This is a genomic window from Peribacillus sp. FSL E2-0159, assembly GCF_038643155.1.
GTDB classification, from domain to species: domain Bacteria; phylum Bacillota; class Bacilli; order Bacillales; family DSM-1321; genus Peribacillus; species Peribacillus simplex.
This window is the reverse complement of sequence record NZ_CP152053.1, coordinates 4,247,048-4,265,587: the sequence shown is the minus strand read 5'-3', so window position 1 is coordinate 4,265,587 and position 18,540 is coordinate 4,247,048. Positions and strand designations below refer to the sequence as shown.

The 18,540-nt window shown below is 42.0% G+C and carries 16 protein-coding genes; all 16 read left to right on the top strand.

The annotated features are described in order from the left end of the window. The first annotated feature begins 90 nt into the window (after positions 1–90). The 16 genes from icd to ytxC all read left to right on the top strand — a co-directional run bounded on the left by icd (position 91) and on the right by ytxC (position 18,399). A complete protein-coding gene (icd, locus tag NYE63_RS20815) occupies positions 91–1,407 on the top strand; it encodes an NADP-dependent isocitrate dehydrogenase (protein ID WP_342605834.1) in 1,317 nt (438 codons plus the stop codon). 122 nt (positions 1,408–1,529) lie between these two features. Next, the gene (gene mdh / locus NYE63_RS20810; protein WP_063232733.1) at positions 1,530–2,465 is read left to right on the top strand and encodes a malate dehydrogenase; all 936 of its coding nucleotides are present in this window, start codon (positions 1,530–1,532) and stop codon (positions 2,463–2,465) included. Positions 2,466–2,705: 240 nt separating this feature from the next. Next, on the top strand, positions 2,706–3,425 hold the full coding sequence (locus tag NYE63_RS20805; RefSeq protein ID WP_342602527.1) for a response regulator transcription factor: 720 nt from the start codon (positions 2,706–2,708) through the stop codon (positions 3,423–3,425). Continuing rightward, entirely contained in the window at positions 3,422–5,200 is a 1,779-nt protein-coding gene (locus NYE63_RS20800; protein ID WP_342602526.1) for an ATP-binding protein, read from the top strand. Before NYE63_RS20805 ends, NYE63_RS20800 begins: the two co-directional genes overlap by 4 nt. Before the next feature lie 251 nt (positions 5,201–5,451). Then, complete coding sequence (gene hflK / locus NYE63_RS20795) at positions 5,452–6,486, top strand: FtsH protease activity modulator HflK (RefSeq protein WP_251429494.1); 1,035 nt, start codon at positions 5,452–5,454, stop codon at positions 6,484–6,486. Next, positions 6,483–7,415, top strand: a complete 933-nt coding sequence (locus NYE63_RS20790; RefSeq protein ID WP_133349630.1) for a protease modulator HflC — start codon at positions 6,483–6,485, stop codon at positions 7,413–7,415. The genes hflK and NYE63_RS20790 overlap by 4 nt, the downstream gene beginning before the upstream one ends. Positions 7,416–7,543: 128 nt before the next feature. Further along, positions 7,544–10,168, top strand: coding sequence for a DNA polymerase I (polA, locus tag NYE63_RS20785; RefSeq protein WP_342602525.1), 2,625 nt, complete (start codon positions 7,544–7,546; stop codon positions 10,166–10,168). Positions 10,169–10,187: 19 nt separating this feature from the next. Then, positions 10,188–11,018: a DNA-formamidopyrimidine glycosylase gene (mutM, locus tag NYE63_RS20780; RefSeq protein ID WP_342602524.1), complete on the top strand. Its 831-nt coding sequence runs from the start codon at positions 10,188–10,190 to the stop codon at positions 11,016–11,018. A 79-nt stretch (positions 11,019–11,097) separates the two neighbouring features. After that, positions 11,098–11,730 carry a sporulation membrane protein YtaF gene (ytaF, locus tag NYE63_RS20775; protein ID WP_063232739.1) on the top strand — a complete coding sequence of 211 codons (633 nt, stop codon included), beginning with the start codon at positions 11,098–11,100 and terminating at the stop codon, positions 11,728–11,730. Positions 11,731–11,753: 23 nt separating this feature from the next. Next, complete coding sequence (gene coaE, locus NYE63_RS20770) at positions 11,754–12,353, top strand: dephospho-CoA kinase (protein ID WP_342602523.1); 600 nt, start codon at positions 11,754–11,756, stop codon at positions 12,351–12,353. Positions 12,354–12,512: 159 nt separating this feature from the next. After that, positions 12,513–13,550: a glyceraldehyde-3-phosphate dehydrogenase gene (locus tag NYE63_RS20765; protein WP_342602522.1), complete on the top strand. Its 1,038-nt coding sequence runs from the start codon at positions 12,513–12,515 to the stop codon at positions 13,548–13,550. Positions 13,551–13,905: 355 nt separating this feature from the next. Then, positions 13,906–14,286: an adenosylmethionine decarboxylase gene (gene speD, locus NYE63_RS20760; RefSeq protein WP_034311443.1), complete on the top strand. Its 381-nt coding sequence runs from the start codon at positions 13,906–13,908 to the stop codon at positions 14,284–14,286. A gap of 270 nt (positions 14,287–14,556) precedes the next feature. Beyond that, positions 14,557–15,018, top strand: a complete 462-nt coding sequence (gene nrdR / locus NYE63_RS20755; protein WP_034309080.1) for a transcriptional regulator NrdR — start codon at positions 14,557–14,559, stop codon at positions 15,016–15,018. A gap of 64 nt (positions 15,019–15,082) precedes the next feature. Next, a complete protein-coding gene (locus tag NYE63_RS20750; protein ID WP_342602521.1) occupies positions 15,083–16,492 on the top strand; it encodes a replication initiation and membrane attachment family protein in 1,410 nt (469 codons plus the stop codon). Continuing rightward, positions 16,479–17,417 (top strand): primosomal protein DnaI, encoded by a 939-nt coding sequence (dnaI, locus tag NYE63_RS20745; protein WP_342602520.1) that lies wholly within the window; start codon positions 16,479–16,481, stop codon positions 17,415–17,417. Before NYE63_RS20750 ends, dnaI begins: the two co-directional genes overlap by 14 nt. A gap of 121 nt (positions 17,418–17,538) precedes the next feature. Further along, positions 17,539–18,399, top strand: a complete 861-nt coding sequence (gene ytxC, locus NYE63_RS20740; RefSeq protein ID WP_342602519.1) for a sporulation protein YtxC — start codon at positions 17,539–17,541, stop codon at positions 18,397–18,399. Positions 18,400–18,540 lie beyond the last annotated feature (141 nt).

Sequence of the window (18,540 nt, the reverse complement as noted above, 5' to 3'; positions counted from 1 at the left end):
AGTTTTTTCTAAAAATCATTTTTTATTTCATCGAATTTGTAGTAAATTAATAGATGTGAGTAAAAAAGGTTAGTGGTTCTGCCTCATTTAATGGCAGGCCATCTAACCTTTGAATTTGAATCGGAGGTAAGAGACATGACACAAAGCCAAAAAATCACAGTTACTAATGGTGCTCTTAACGTACCAAACAACCCAATCGTTCCTTATATTGAGGGAGACGGAATCGGTCCTGATATCTGGGCTGCAGCATCCCGCGTTTTAGACGCAGCAGTTGAAAAAGCTTACAATGGCGAAAAGAAAATCGAATGGAAAGAAGTTTTAGCTGGACAAAAAGCATTTGACCAAACGGGCGAATGGCTTCCACAAGAAACTCTTGATGTCATTAACGAATATCTAATCGCTATTAAAGGACCTCTTACAACTCCAATCGGTGGCGGTATCCGCTCATTGAACGTTGCATTGCGTCAAGTATTGGACTTATTCGTATGTCTTCGTCCAGTACGTTACTTTGATGGTGTACCTTCACCAGTTAAACGTCCAGAAGACACTGACATGGTCATCTTCCGTGAAAACACTGAAGACATCTATGCTGGTATCGAATATGCAAAAGGTTCTGACGAAGCTAAGAAATTAATCGACTTCCTACAAAATGAATTCGGTGTTACAAACATCCGTTTCCCTGAAACTTCAGGTATCGGAATCAAACCGATTTCAGAAGAAGGAACAAAACGTCTTGTTCGCTCTGCACTTAACTATGCGATCAAAGAAGGCCGTAAGTCATTAACGCTTGTTCATAAAGGTAACATCATGAAATTCACGGAAGGTGCATTCAAAACTTGGGGTTATGAAGTTGCAGAACAAGAATTCGCCGATAAAGTGTTCACATGGAACCAATATGACAAAATTAAAGATGCTGAAGGCACTGAAGCTGCTAACAAAGCACAATCTGCTGCTGAAGCTGAAGGCAAAATCATCGTTAAAGATTCCATTGCTGATATCTTCTTACAACAAATCCTGACTCGTCCTAAAGAGTTTGATGTTGTTGCAACAATGAACTTGAACGGAGATTACATTTCTGATGCATTAGCTGCACAAGTTGGCGGAATCGGTATCGCTCCAGGAGCAAACATCAACTACGAAACTGGACATGCCATCTTCGAAGCAACTCACGGAACGGCTCCTAAATATGCTGGTCTTGATAAAGTTAACCCATCTTCAGTCCTTCTTTCAGGCGTTCTTTTACTTGAGCACCTTGGCTGGAACGAAGCTGCAAACAGCATCACTAAATCAGTGGAACAAACAATCGCTTCTAAAGTTGTTACATACGACTTTGCCCGCCTAATGGAAGGTGCAACAGAAGTTAAATGTTCTGAGTTCGCTGACGAGCTTATCAAAAACCTTAAATAATTCATTATATGCTTTCTGGAAAAGTGCCTGAACGGGCTGCTTTTCCAGGAGGCTTATATATATTTTCATGAGGATGTTAAAAGTATTCCAAAAGTATGTATATATTTTAAGGAGGAAATAACATGTCTAAACGTAAAAAAATCACAGTGGTAGGTGCTGGATTCACTGGTGCTACAGCAGCATTCCTAGCAGCTCAAAAAGAACTTGGTGATATCGTTTTAGTTGATATCCCGCAAGCTGAAAACCCTACAAAAGGTAAAGCTCTTGATATGGCGGAAGCAGGACCTGTTCTTGGTTTCGATGCTAACATCATCGGTACATCCGACTATGCAGAAACAGCTGATTCCGACGTAGTGATCATCACTGCCGGAATTGCCCGTAAGCCCGGCATGAGCCGTGATGACTTAGTTCAAACTAACCAAAAAGTTATGAAATCAGTAACTAAAGAAGTAGTTAAATATTCCCCTAATACAACAATCATCGTTTTGACTAACCCTGTAGATGCAATGACTTACACTGTATACAAAGAATCAGGTTTCCCTAAAGAACGCGTTATCGGACAATCGGGTGTTCTTGATACAGCTCGTTTCCGCACTTTCGTAGCTCAAGAATTAAACTTATCCGTTAAAGATGTAACTGGTTTCGTACTTGGCGGACACGGAGACGATATGGTTCCTCTAGTGCGTTACTCTTATGCAGGCGGAATTCCTTTGGAAACATTGATCCCTCAAGATCGTTTAGAAGCAATAGTGGCTCGTACCCGCACTGGCGGCGGAGAAATCGTAAACCTTCTTGGAAACGGAAGCGCATATTATGCACCAGCTGCATCTCTAGTTGAAATGGCAGAAGCGATCCTTAAAGATCAACGTCGCGTTCTTCCATCCATCGCGTATCTTGAAGGCGAATACGGATTTGAAGGTATCTATCTTGGAGTGCCGACTGTACTAGGTGCGAACGGTATTGAACAAATCATCGAACTTGAATTGACTGAAGATGAAAAAGCGGCACTTTCAAAATCAGTTGAATCAGTTAAAGCCGTAATGCAAGTCCTTCAATAAGAGATCATGATCAGACTGCCCGGATATTGGAAGAAAAGGCCAAGGCCTTTTTCCAACTCCGGGCAGTTTTTTAATCGACTTCAAAAGACCGCTGGAACTTATAATCTCCCTGCAGAAGATAAGAATAACTTTCTTTCCGTTTTTTTATGTGTAAATTTCATATAATATTCTTTATAATGGAATTGGATGAGTAGACCAAGAAATTGGTCTTTTGGGTAATACATAATTCAGGAGGATCTAATGTCAAAGAAAATTCTCGTAGTGGATGATGAACAATCAATAGTTACCTTACTTCAGTACAATTTAGAACAATCAGGCTATTCGGTAATCACAGCTTCGGATGGAGAACAAGGGCTGGAGGCTGCCGTGGACATACGCCCCGATTTAGTGGTATTGGATTTGATGCTGCCTAAAATGGACGGGCTAGAAGTATGTAAACAGCTTCGCCAGCAAAAAATCAATATACCGATCTTGATGCTGACAGCTAAGGACGATGAATTTGATAAGGTGCTGGGACTTGAACTAGGGGCGGATGATTACTTGACCAAGCCATTTAGTCCTAGGGAGGTAGTGGCTCGGATTAAAGCCATTTTAAGAAGATCCCAGTTGCAAGCTAACGGCAGTGATTCAAGTCAGGATCAGGAAGATGGTCTCTTGAAATTAGGGGAATTGAAAGTGTTCCCGGAACGATACGAAGCATTCTTTGATGAACAGCAATTAGAATTGACTCCAAAGGAATTTGAATTACTTTTATACTTGGCGAAGAATAAAGGAAGAGTGCTGACCAGGGATCAACTGCTCAGTGCGGTATGGAATTATGATTTCGCGGGTGACTCACGAATCGTCGATGTCCATATTAGTCATCTTCGTGAAAAAATAGAGAAAGATACAAAAAAACCTCTCTATATTAAAACGATAAGGGGCTTGGGGTATAAGCTTGAGGAGCCTAAAAAAGAATGACAACCTATCGTAAAAAGCTCTTATATACCCTCATCACATTGGTGATGGTCGTCCTGATGGCCGTGGGCTTTTTATTAGGGCACTTGTTCAAAAGTTATTATATTAAAACTTTCAATGAGCGTATACAGAACGAAACATTTTTCATTTCTACATATATTCAGGAGCATGGCGGGATCGAGTCCTTTTTGGAAAAAGGGAAGACGGCAAAACTTACACCGCTTTTAGATTCGAATTTAACCATTCTCTCCACGAATGGGGAAATATTATACGATTCGACATCATCCAATGAAATACTTAAAAGCCATGCCAATGTCCTTCGTAAAATAACTTTGGAAAAAGGGCTTAAGCATGGGGAAGGGTATGAAGTGGTCGAAGGGGAATCGGATGTCCATTATTATTGGAAGACGGTTGAAAAGGATGGAGAGATCGAAGGCTTTGTCGTTCATAGCAATGAAATAGAGGCCATCCATCAAGTGAATAAACAAATGTGGCAAATATTGATCATTTGTTTAGGGGTTGCCTTGATCATCATTCTCATGCTTGCGAGCAAAATCACTTCATATTATACCCGTCCGATCGAAGAGGCGACGATGGCAGCCATTGAACTGGCAAAAGGGAATTATGGAACCCGGACATTCGGGCGGCATTCCGATGAAACGGGAATGCTGACAACTTCCTTGAACATATTGGCGAGGAATCTTCAGGAAACAGAGATAGCGAGGGAAATGAATCAGGATCGTTTGGAAACACTTGTTGAGAATATCGGTAGTGGTGTCTTGCTGATAGACAGTAAAGGGTATACCACTTTAATCAACCGGGAATTCAAGAAAAGCTTCCATGTGAACGCCGCTACGTTTTTGTTTCAGGAATATTATTCAGTCATTAAAGATCAGCAAGTGATAGCCATCATCGAAGAGATATTTCGAACGGAGAAAACGATAAAACGACAGGTGAAGATACCGCTTGCCATAGAACGTAAGCATTTTGAGATTTACGGAGCTCCCATTATCGGGAATCATGATGAATGGAAGGGGATCCTCCTCATTTTCCATGATATCACCGAATTGAAAAGGCTCGAGCAGATGCGAAAGGATTTCGTGGCTAATGTTTCCCATGAATTGAGAACCCCGATCACTTCTATTAAAGGCTTTTCTGAAACATTGTTAGATGGCGCCTTAAAAGACGAAAAGACCTTAAAGCACTTTTTATCGATTATCCTGAAAGAAAGTGATCGGCTGCAAGAACTCATTCAGGAGCTTCTGAATTTATCCAAAATGGAGCAACAGGAATTCGTATTAAACGCAAGCGTCGTGGATATTACGAAAGTACTTGGCGAAATACAAGAGATGCTTATAGGCAAGCTGAAGGAAAAAGAAGTATCCCTTGAAATTAAGACATCACTGGAACCAGTATTCATTGAAGGGGAATCTGACAGGATCAAACAGGTTTTCATCAATTTGATTACGAACGCATTGACCTATACACCCAATGGCGGCAGGGTCACCGTTGATATCATTGAAAATGAACAGACAGTCGATATTGCAGTTCAAGACAGCGGGATCGGCATTGAAGAAAAAGAACTGCCGAGGATCTTTGAACGGTTTTACCGGATCGATAAGGCGAGGAGCCGCGATTCAGGAGGAACGGGCATTGGACTGGCAATCGTCAAGCATATAATAGAAGTCCATAAAGGTAAAATCAATGTGGAGAGCACACCTGGAACCGGGACGACTTTTACAGTCACTTTAAATAAAAGCTTAAAAGGAAAAATGTAGCGGGTTTCTTATTTACATGTCCTTTACAATTTCTTAAAACGGACTTCATAATGCAGGGGTACAATGGTTGTACAACCCCTCATCCAAGGAGTTAAACATTGACAGAGACATAGTCTCTGTCTTTAATTTTGGCTATATTCCCCGGGAACCATTCCTCTATCCTATTTTTTTAGGAAAATATTTGATTTTTATGAAACTTTAGGCCCTTTCTTGCGTAAATAAGATATAACTGCAAAGAAGGGGTGATACATATCGTTAGCTTAAAAAGGATATATACGATCACAGGACTTGTCTTTCTTATTTTAATTTTAGGTGTAGTTGCGATATCGACCTGGTACACGGTTGATGAATCCGATCAAGCTGTCATAATGACGTTTGGAAAAGTGGAGCAGACGATAACGGAACCAGGACTTCACTTTAAACTGCCTTGGCCCATTCAATCGGTCGAGAAATTATCCAAAGAAACATTCAGTCTTAAATTTGGATATAAGGAAGAGGATGGAGAGGTGACGGATTACCCGAGTGAGACCAAAATGATTACGGGTGATGAAAATATTGTGCTGGCCGACCTAGTGGTTCAGTGGAAAATCACCGACCCTCCAAAATATTTATACAATGCGGATGATCCAGAAAAAATATTATACGATACGACTTCAGCTGCATTACGGAGCATTATCGGCAGCACGAAAATCGATGATGCCCTTACATCTGGTAAAGCGCAAATCGAAGCGGATGTACGCGATTTATTGTCACAGCTAATGGAGAAATATGATGTCGGGATTTCCATATCTGCGGTTAAACTCCAGGACGTGGAGTTGCCGAATGAAGAAGTGCGGAAAGCATTTACCAATGTAACGGATGCCCGGGAAACGGCGAATACGAAAATCAACGAAGCGGATAAATATGAAAATAAGCGTATGAATGAAGCGGAAGGGGAGAAAGATGCCCTCATTTCACAGGCTAATGGGGATAAAGCTGCCCGTACGGAAGCTGCCCGCGGGGATGTAGCGGTATTTGAAAAATTACTCAGTGAGTATAAGGGCAATAAAGGAATTACGAAGGACCGCCTTATTATTGAGACCCTTGAGGAAGTATTGCCGAATGCAGAGATTTATATAATGAATGATGATGGAAACACAATGAAGTACTTGCCGCTTCGCTCTCTTGAAAAGGAGGAAACGAAAAAAACTCCTGCCCCTGATGAAGCCACTATACCTGAAGAAGAAACGAAAAAAGGGAATGCATCGGAAGAAAAAGCGACAGGGGAAGGGGGCACTAAACAATGAGCGGAAAAATAATAGATTTTTCTGAGTTGAAAAAAGGGGATTTTCATTGGAGGGGATATGTGAGAATCGGCATTTTCCTGATTATATTCATCGCGTTGCTGCTAATCATCTTCACCAATGTATATATCGTTAAAGAGGGCGAATACAAAGTCGTCCGCCAATTCGGTGAGGTGGTAAGGATCGATAAGACCCCGGGATTGAAGGCGAAGGTGCCATTCATTCAGAGTATCATGACCTTGCCGAAGTATCAGATGACTTCTGATGTTTCCGAAGCGGAAATCAATACGAAAGATAAAAAGCGGATGCTGATCGATAACTATGCAGTTTGGAGAATAGAAGATCCGAAGAAATTGATTACAAATGCAAGGACACTTGAGAATGCCGAAACGAAAATGGAAGAGTTCATCTATTCGGCAGTTCGTTCAGAGCTGGGCCAGCTGAATTATGATGAGATCATCAATGATGAGAAGTCATCCAGAGGAAGTTTAAACGACCGCATAACCGAAAAAGTCAACGATCTGCTGCAAAAGGACAGTTATGGCATCAGCTTGACGGATGTCCGGATAAAGCGGACGGACCTGCCCGCCGAAAACGAAGCATCCGTCTTCAAGAGGATGATTTCCGAGCGGGAATCGAAAGCTCAAGAATACCTATCCAAAGGTGATGCGAAGAAGAACCGTATCATTGCGGATACTGATCGGAAAGTGAAAGAATTGCTCTCTACTGCAGAGGCTGATGCAGAAGTGATCAGGGCTGAAGGAGAAGGGGAAGCAGCGAAAATCTATAATAAGTCATTTTCCAAAGACCCCGAATTCTATAAACTATACCGGACTCTTGAATCCTACAAAAAAACGATTGGAGATCAAACGGTCATCGTTCTTCCTTCGGATTCCCCTTATGCCAGCTTGTTAATGGGAAATACTAAATAACCTTGATGCCGTCATTTTTCTTTCCGCTTCTACTCATGGTAGAATAGAGAAAGAAAATGAACGGCTTTTTTGCGTTTTTATATAGAAGCTATAACTACATAAACCTGTATGACTGGAGGAAGACGGATTTGGATAAAAAGTTAGTACTCATAGATGGAAACAGCATTGCATACCGTGCGTTTTTTGCACTGCCGCTCTTGAATAATGATAAGGGGGTCCATACGAATTCCGTGTACGGATTCACCATGATGCTCAACCGCATTCTTGAAGAAGAAAAGCCAACGCACATACTTGTGGCATTCGATGCGGGTAAAACGACATTCAGACATGCATCATTTAAAGAATATAAGGGAGGGCGCCAAAAAACGCCGCCAGAATTATCCGAGCAATTCCCTTTCATTCGCGAGCTGCTTGATTGTTTTCAAATAAAAAGGTATGAACTGGAGAACTACGAAGCCGATGATATTATCGGTACGCTGTCTTTACAAGCGGAAAAAGATGGTTTTGAAGTGAAGGTCATTTCCGGTGATAAGGATTTAACACAATTATCCTCCCCTAGTACGACGGTTTCCATAACGAAAAAGGGGATTACTGAAATTGAGGAATATACTCCAAAGCATATACATGAAAAATACGGTCTATCCCCCTTGCAGATCATTGATTTAAAAGGTCTGATGGGAGATGCCTCCGACAATATTCCCGGTATACCAGGTGTTGGTGAAAAGACTGCCCTTAAATTATTGCATCAATTTGAAACGGTAGAAAACCTTCTGCAGTCGATTGATGAGGTAAGCGGACAAAAATTGAAGGAGAAAATAGAAGAACATAAAGACCTGGCCCTATTAAGCAAAGAGCTGGCTACAATAACGAGGGAAGCGCCGCTTGAAGTTTCCGTGAACGAGACAGAGTACACTGGCATGGATCAGGATCGAGTCATCTCGTTCTATAAAGAGCTTGGCTTTTCGACTTTGCTCGATAAATTGGATGTAACGGAAAGTGCACCGCTTGAACAGGAGAAAATAGAGGTGCACACGGCTGAAATGACAGAAGGAATGTTTGCAGATGAAAGTGCATTGTATATTGAAATTTTAGAAGATAATTATCATCGTGCAGATATAATTGGGGTCGCCATCAGTAATGAACAAGGTCATTTTTACTTCCATGGAGATGATGCTCTGAATTCCGGGGCATTTAAATCCTGGGCAGAGGATGAAACAAAAAAGAAAACGGTTTTCGATGCGAAGCGTACGGTTGTGGCACTGCGTCATCGAGGAGTCGAAATAAAAGGCATCGATTTTGATGTGTTTTTGGCATCCTATATCCTGGATCCGGCAGAGTCAGTGGACGAAGTCGCAGAAATCACGAAAACTCAAGGTGCTATCCGGCTTGAAACGGATGATGTTTTTTATGGAAAAGGTGCAAAACGCAAGATACCTGAGGAAGCGGAATTGAGGGAGCATATTGCCAGAAAATCGAAGGCGATCCTTTCTCTGAAAGAACCGATGATTGATAAGCTGCAAGAGTTCGAGCAACTTCACCTATTTACGGAACTGGAGCTGCCACTGTCGATCATCCTGGCCAATATGGAATGGCAGGGAATCAAGGTGGATATAGGCCGACTGAAAAACATGGGACAGGAATTGGCCATTCGCTTAAGAAACATCGAAGCTCGAATCTTTGATTTGGCTGGAGAGGCTTTCAATATCAATTCACCTAAACAGCTTGGGGCCATCCTATTTGAAAAGCTGGAGCTTCCGGTCATGAAGAAAACCAAAACAGGTTATTCGACTTCAGCCGATGTGCTGGAAAAACTGGAGAGCAAGCATGATATCGTTAAGGAAATACTACTGTATCGCCAGCTTGGTAAGCTGCAATCCACTTATATTGAAGGGTTGCTTAAAGTGGTCAATGGCCAAACGGACAAGGTGCACACCCGGTTCAACCAAGCATTGACCCAGACCGGACGGTTAAGTTCTACAGATCCCAATCTTCAGAATATCCCGATCAGACTGGAAGAAGGCAGGAAAATCAGGCAGGCCTTCATTCCTTCCGAAAAGGATTGGATCATTTTTGCTGCCGACTACTCCCAAATCGAGTTACGCGTCCTGGCGCATATCGCCAATGACAGCGGATTGGTGGAAGCATTCAGGGCCGGGATGGACATCCATACGAGGACAGCTATGGATGTATTCCATGTATCGGCAGAGCAAGTCACTTCGAACATGAGGCGCCATGCCAAAGCGGTCAACTTCGGAATCGTTTATGGTATAAGCGACTACGGGCTATCGCAAAGTCTTGGCATCACGAGAAAAGAAGCTGGAGAGTTCATCGAGAAGTATTTAAGAAGCTTTCCTGGTGTTCAGGAATATATGGAAGAAAGCATACATGAGGCCCGTCAAAAAGGATATAGCACGACTTTAATGCAAAGAAGGCGCTATATACCTGAGATAACAAGCAGGAATTTCAACATCAGGAGCTTTGCCGAACGGACAGCAATGAATACGCCGATACAAGGCAGCGCCGCGGATATCATTAAGCTTGCCATGATAAACATGAATAAGCGCCTGACAAGGGAAGGGCTTAAAACGAGAATGCTACTTCAGGTGCATGATGAATTGATTTTTGAAACTCCTCCTGAGGAACTCGAGATCCTTAAAGTGATCGTTCCGGAGGAAATGGAAAATGCCATTGAATTGAACGTGCCCCTTAAAGTGGATTATGCTTTCGGGCCAACATGGTTTGATGCCAAATAATAAAAGATAGGTGATTGCAATGCCAGAACTTCCAGAAGTGGAAACAGTCAGAAGAACGTTAGAGCAGCTCGTACTCGGAAAAGAGATCAAGGAAGTGTCCGTCTTCTGGCCAAAGATCATTAAAGCGCCTGAGCCTGTCGAACAGTTTCAGGATGCTTTAAGAGGGCAGACGATCCAGGGAATAGGCCGTCGGGGCAAGTTCCTCATTTTTACCTTGGATGATTATTCGATGGTTTCGCATTTAAGGATGGAGGGGAAATACGGCGTCCATCCAAAAGAGGAGCCGTATGATAAACATACTCATGTGATCTTCACTTTCACGGATGGCAGCGAACTTCGGTACAGGGATGTCCGGAAATTCGGAACGATGCATCTATTTGCCAAAGGGGAAGAACTTGAGCGGTTACCCTTGTTGCACTTAGGGCCTGAACCTTTATCTGAAGATTTTACTGTCGAGGGGCTTAGTGCGAAGTTGGCTAAAACCAACAGGAAAATCAAGCCCGTTCTCCTTGATCAAACGGTTGTCGTTGGGATTGGGAATATATATGTGGACGAGTCGTTATTCCGTTCCGGTATCCATCCTGAGAGAATCGCATCTTCACTCTCTTTGCAGGAAATCAAAACGTTGCATGCAGAAATCATCGCAACGTTAGGTGAAGCTGTGGAAAAAGGCGGTAGTACGATTCGTTCATACATTAATTCCCAGGGGCGAATCGGCATGTTTCAGTTGGAACTGAATGTTTATGGACGGAAAGGCGAGAGCTGCAAAACATGCGGCACGCCCCTTGAAAAACTGGTTGTTGCAGGTCGCGGCACACATATTTGCCCGTTATGCCAGCCGCTAAAATAGGTAATGTTTTTTCAAACACATCGGATGGGCTCCTTCCATATACTAGGGTAGCAACGTGAAGGGAAGGAGTAATATTCCGATGTGGCTACAAATTATTTTTCTCGCTTTTGCAGTTAGTATTGACGGATTTGGTGTAGGTTTGACATTTGGTATGCGGAAGATGAAAATCCCCTTAAGGTCAATAGCGGTCATTTCGGTTTGTTCTGCATTGAGTTTAGGTATAGCGATGGTCATCGGACAATTCATCAGTCAGCTCATATCTATCGGGGCGGCTGAAAAAACGGGAGGCATCATCCTCATTTTTCTTGGTGCCTGGATGGTGTACCAGTATTTTAAGCCTGAAAAAGATCTGAAAGATGATAGATACCATGAAAAGATCATCTTTAATTTTGAAATTAAATCACTTGGGGTAGTCATTAATATTTTACAAAAACCATTGAATGCCGATTTTGATAAATCAGGTACGATAACGGGTGTTGAAGCGCTTGTTCTGGGGTTTGCACTTTCGCTGGATGCGTTCGGGGCTGGAGTTGGTGCGGCTATGATCGGGATTTCACCGATTATCCTCGCAGGGTGTATCGCTATTATGAGTTCGATTTTCATTTGGAGCGGGCTTCAAAGCGGGAAATTACTTTCAAATAATAAACTTGTCCAGCATTTGACCTTTCTTCCAGGTGTACTATTGATTCTCATCGGTTTATTCAAATTATGAAACATGGTTAAAGGGGGGAGCTTATGGGACAAATCATCGGAATCACCGGAGGCATCGCCAGTGGGAAAAGCAGTGTCAGCCTCTATCTACAGGAACTCGGATTCACGATTGTCGATGCAGATCTGGCTTCCCGTGCTGTCGTTGAGCCAGGCGAGGAAGCCTATCATCAAGTTGTGAAGGCATTTGGTGAAGATATCTTATTGACAGATGGGAATATAGATCGCGTAAAGCTCGGATCGATCATATTTCATGATGAGGAAAAGAGATTGCTATTGAATGGCATCGTGCATCCTGCCGTCAGGAATTGGATGCGCCTCAAAACGGAAGAGGCACTATCATCAGGGGAAGAAACGGTGTTTATGGATATTCCGCTCTTATTCGAAAGCAAGCTGACATTCATGGTGGAAAAGACGCTTTTGGTATATGTTGATGAGCAAGTTCAATTGCAACGATTAATGAACAGGAATGGTCTTTCGGAGACAGAGGCACTTGCCAGGATCAATTCGCAAATGCCCTTGGCAGATAAAAAGGCTTTAGCGGATGCCGTCATCGATAATAATGGAGACATTAATGAAACGAAGAGGCAAGTGAAGTCCGTACTTAGCGAATGGCATGTCATATAAGTATGATAAAAAAGAAGAAACCACCCGGTTTCTTCTTTTTATGTTAAAAAATAAGAACAATCCGCATTTTTATTAGCACAATTCCATTGAATTATGTTATACTAATTACATGAGAAGGGTAATAAGTATAACATTAATATTTTCTGGAGGGTCCGAACAATGAATTCAAGAATAGCGATTAACGGATTTGGGAGAATTGGAAGAATGGTTTTCCGAAAAGCCATATTAGATGAGAGTTTGGACATTGTTGCCATTAATGCAAGCTATCCAGCTGAAACTTTAGCACACTTACTAAAATATGATACGATACATGGTAAATTCGACGGTATCATTATTGCGGAAGATGATTCACTAGTAGTGAATGGCCGCCGAGTAAAACTAATAAATAACCGCGATCCAAAGCTATTGCCTTGGAAAGAGATGAACATAGATATTGTAATTGAAGCCACGGGCAAATTCAATGATCGTTCTAAAGCGGCTCTTCATTTAGATGCAGGAGCAAAAAGAGTTATTTTATCAGCGCCGGGTAAAAATGAAGACGTTACCATTGTAATGGGAGTAAATCAGGAAGTGCTGGAAATTGACAAGCATTTCGTCATATCCAATGCATCTTGTACAACCAACTGTCTTGGACCGGTTGCAAAAGTGCTTGATGAAAAATTCGGCATAAACAACGGTTTAATGACAACGATACATTCTTATACAAATGATCAAAATAATATCGATAACCCGCATAAAGACTTAAGACGTGCCCGTGCCGCTGCGGAAAGCATCATTCCTACGACTACAGGAGCTGCAAAAGCCATCTCACTAGTGTTGCCGCAATTAAAAGGCAAGCTTCACGGAATGGCATTACGCGTACCGACACCTAACGTATCTCTAGTCGATCTTGTTGTGGATTTAAACTGTGATGTCACGATTGATGAAGTGAACCAAGCCTTCATTGATGCATCAGAAAATGAACTCAAAGGAATTATGGAATTCACGATGGAACCTTTAGTTTCCAGTGATTTCAAAACGAATCCTCACTCTGCAATCATCGATGGTTTGACGACGATGATGATTGGGGACAGGAAAGTGAAAGTCCTTGCATGGTATGATAATGAGTGGGGTTACTCCAACCGGGTAGTGGACCTTGTGAAATTGGTTGGATCCGAGTTGAAAAAAGCTTCCGAAGTCGAATTATCAGTAAAATAATGAAAAAATCGAGCCTGCTAAAATTTTTTAGCGGGCTATTTTTAATTCAGTGATTAATCAATTTCTGGCTGACTCATGGCGCTGAATAAACAAGAAAACAGAATTTGCTCTTCTTTGGAACCTTCGCTATATCCCTATTACATATAAAGTTTATCTTTCCAAAAATTCAATTTGGAGTTGCAAAAAAAATTCAAACCATATATACTATGAATCGTGAACTTCTTCAAAAGCGGTTTGCATGATGGCTACTTAAAGGGTTAGGACCTCTTTGGACTAACTTTCCCCCGTGGTAGTTATCAGAACTTATTTTTAAATCATGGTAAGGGGGAAGCTTAATATGGAAACAGCTTACACTATGGAAACAATGGGTAGACATGTCATTTCTGAACTTTGGGGTTGTGACTTTGAAAAACTGAACAATATCGATTTAATTGAAAAGATTTTTGTTGATGCTGCTTTGAAATCAGGTGCAGAGGTACGAGAAGTTGCCTTTCACAAATTTGCTCCACAAGGGGTCAGCGGGGTTGTCATCATTTCTGAATCACATTTAACGATTCACAGTTTTCCAGAACACGGCTATGCGAGCATTGATGTCTATACATGCGGTAACTTGGATCCGAATATTGCGGCAGATTATATTGCAGAAGCTTTGAATGCGCAAACACGTGAAAACATAGAATTACCACGTGGATTAGGTCCTGTACAAATGAAAAAAGCTAATATAAGTGCCCTATAAAAAACACGTATACACAGAGATGCCATGGGTGCATCTCTTTTTTAATGCAATGAATCGGCAGTCTGCTTCACTTTATAGGAGAGGATTGCCTTGTAGCACAAAGACCTAGGCAACGGTGCTTCAAGGGCAGAACAAAAAGTGCCTGCTGCTGGAAGTTACACTTTTTACTTGTACTGGCCGTTCCTTTTAATATAAGATTAAGATAGAAAAGTAATTCCTTGGGGAACATTTAGATAGGGGAGTCCTACATAAAATACGGAGCTGATAATGATGAAATGCCCATCATGTCAATATAACGGAACAAGAGTGCTCGATTCCAGGCCAGTCGATGAAAGTAAATCGATTCGACGACGCCGTGAATGTGAGGCATGTGGTTTTCGATTCACGACATTTGAAAAGGTGGAGGAAACACCGCTTATTGTAGTGAAAAAGGGCGGGACACGGGAAGAGTTCAGTCGTGATAAAATCCTGCGTGGCTTAATCAGGGCTTGTGAAAAACGTCCGGTTCCCTTGAAAGAACTAGAGCAAATTACCAGTTATGTAGAAAAAGAACTACGCAACCAGGGCATATCGGAAGTGAAAAGCGACAGTGTCGGCGAAATGGTAATGGACAAGCTGGCAGAAGTCGATGAGGTTGCCTATGTAAGGTTCGCATCCGTCTATCGGCAATTTAAAGATATCAATGTCTTTATTGATGAATTGAAAGATTTAATAAATAAAGAAAGAAAGTAGAGCTGAAGATTTACTTTGGCTCTTTTTTCACTACATCTTTTGAAAGGTTTGAATGGAGATGTCAATGCATTGGCAAGAATTGCTCCCAGCGGATTCATATTTGGTCTCATCTGCGGGGCTGCTTCATGATTATGATCGGAAAATACTTACCCGACTATATCAACCTCTTATTGGACCTATCTGCATAAGCCTATATATGACGTTATGGAGTGAGTTGGAGGAAAACAGGCTATGGTCGGAAACCTCCTCGCATTATCAATTAATGAATACCATCGGCCTTAAGTTAGGTGATATTTACGAAGCGCGCCTTTTACTTGAGGGAATCGGCCTGTTGAATGTATATAAGAAATCGAAAAATGAAACGAAGGAATTTATCTATGAGATAAACCCGCCGCTTTCCCCCCAGCAGTTTTTCACGGATGGAATGCTGAATATTTACTTATACAAAAAAATCGGTAAAGCGCAATTCAATCGGTTAAAAAGATTCTTTTGTGATGACCATATCTTAACCGATCAATATGAAGGTGTGACTAAATCTTTTGCGGAAGTATTCTCATCAGATCATTTGGACTCTTTATATGTAACGGATGAAGCCAAAAACGAATGGAAACCGATGCCTGAACAGCAATTCATCGATCGGACGGAAGGCGTCGAGCCATCGGGATTTGATGACTTATTTGATTTTGACCTGTTATTTGCTGGAATGAAATCCTCGATCGTACCGAAAAAGGCCTTTACTCCGAAAATAAAAAGTACGATTGCCAAACTTGCTTTTTTATATGGCATTGATCCGCTGGAAATGCAAAAACTAGTAATGGATGCCGTTTCATTGGATGATGAGATCGATGAGGAAGTGCTTAGAAAGGCGGCAAGGGACTGGTATCAGATCGAACGGCAGGCTGATATGCCTTCACTTGTCAATCGGGTGCAGCCTATTCGTGAACGGACACAAAAGGAAGAACCGAAAACACAGGAACAAGAGTTAATCCGTCATTTGGAGACGATTTCTCCTAGGGAGCGGCTGATGCAATTGTCTGGCGGTGCAGAGCCATCAAGCGGTGATTTGAAAGTGGTTGAGGGCGTGATGATCAATCAAAAGCTGAATCCGGGTGTCGTCAATGTCTTGATTGAATATGTCATGCTCAAAACGGATATGAAGTTTACGAAGGGCTATGTGGAAAAGCTGGCGGGCCATTGGGCACGGCTAAAGGTCTCTACGGTCGTCGAGGCGATGGAACTAGCTAAAAATGAACATAGGAAATATCAGGACTGGGCTCAAGGAAGCAGGAATGCTAAGGGCAGCCGGAAAAAGGCGATACGGGAAGAAGTGGTTCCGGAGTGGCTTGAGAAAAAAGAAGAAGCACAGCAGGAGCAGAATGTAGATCAGCCTGAATTGAACGCCCAGAAACTCGAGCTTCAGGAGAGATGGAAGCAGTGGAAAGCAGGAGGTGAAATGAACGATGGAAAAGATTAATAGATCCCTTAATAAATTGGCCAATACAAACCAATTTCAACAGCGTTATGAAAAGCTGAAACAGGAGATTTTTGAAGACGAGCAAGTGCGGTTATTTTTGAATGCCAACAGTTCGACGGTTACGAAGGAAATGATTGATAAAAATTTGGGGAAGCTTTATGAGTTCACTTCACAAAGCAATAAGTGTGATAAATGTCCAAGCTTGAATGGCTGCATCAATATGATGCAAGGGTATTATCCCAAATTGGTGGTTCAAGGGAAGGCCCTGAACCTGAATTATGAAATATGCCCACGGAAATTGGCAGAGGATGAAAAGCGGAAACGGGAAAAGTTGATCCGCAGCCTATATGTACCGAAGGATATTTTAAAGGCGACCATTGAGGACTTTACCCAAACGGATAATGAAAACAAACGCTTGGGTGTTTTAAGTAAGGCGATTTCGTTCATTATGGAATATGAGCCAGGTAAAAGGCAAAAAGGCTTATATATATATGGGAAATTCGGAGTTGGGAAAACGTACTTATTAGGTGCGATTGCCAATGAACTTGCAGAAAGGCAAATTTCCTCCCTTATTGTCTATGTCCCTGACTACTTGAGGGAACTTAAGGGGTCGATAGGTGATAATACGGTCAATGAAAAAATCGAGATGGTGAAAACGGCACCTGTCCTCATGCTGGATGATATTGGAGCGGAGTCCATGACGAGCTGGGGACGCGATGAGGTTTTTGGTCCGATTTTGCAATTTAGGATGCTGGAAAACCTGCCGACATTTTTCACTTCGAATTTTGACTTGAATGGCCTGGAGAACCACCTAACCTTTTCACAGCGTGGTGAGAAGGAAGAAGTGAAGGCGGCCAGAGTACTGGAAAGAATTCAATATTTAGCGGAGCCGGTCAAGCTTGATGGCGTGAATCGGAGAAGATGAAGAAAAGTGGTCTCTTAATGGAGGTCACTTTTTTCTTCTTACAAGGCCCATCCTACTTCTAAACACGTCCCCATCCCCATATACATGAAAAAAGAAGCAAGGGGGAAGGGGGGATGTCGTAGTGCAAATTTCGTTTCAAAACGATTCAGAGGCATTGAAATTACTGAATTTCGTTTCTGTCCATCCACTGGGGGCAGAATTTCAAGCATATATTCGAATTCTTCCGCAACAAGGCATGCATGTGGATATGACGAAGTCTTCAGGTGATAAATGGCTAATTCTGCTTCGTGATGCATTTCATTCTTTTTTATTGGAAGAAAAGACGCTTCCTGTTCTGGAGCAAATAATAGTCGGTAAATTTTTTTATAGGGAACGGGAAGAAATTGAAGCCATCATTGAAATTGCATCATCAATCATCGAGGTGGAAAGAGCCAGGAATCAAGATGAAGCATTCAGTACGGAAAAACGATTGATTGAGGAAGGACTTCAAAGCATCTTGGCTGGAAAGGTATCTTTTTCATTCGATTCTTTTACGACCTTCCGTTTAAAATCATTTCAGCACACTTTGGAAAAGTATGTCGTCAAGGCGATTGATGAATACAAGCTGGAACAGGACTATCAAAATTTCATTGCTACGCTCCGTGATTGCCTTCATGGGCAGGAGTCGAAATTAAGAAAGCTGCACCTGGTCAACCGGGATGGTTTTCATTTCTATGATCAGAAATTCAGCAAACTCGACCGTCCAAAAATCAATAGTATGATCGACAGGAGGCTTCTTGCCAAAAGTTCACTTTTTCTCGATACGGTGATACTTGCCCCGCTTTTATCGATTGCTCCTGAAAACTTGTGTATCTATACCGATGACAAGGAAGAGGGGCTGATCCAGACCATTTCAAGGATTTTCGAAGAACGGGCGACTGTCCTGCCACTTTCGTCATTTTCTATGCATTTGAATGATCTTTCATTGAAAAAAGAAAATTAACCTTGATTTTCCCCGTATAACAAATTATAATTTCCTACATACTATTAAAAAACTAAAAGTTATGATGAGGACAAGGGTATTCTAGTCGCCGATTATCAGAGAGGGGAGCCAACAGGCTGTAAGCTTCCTATTCGCATGGAA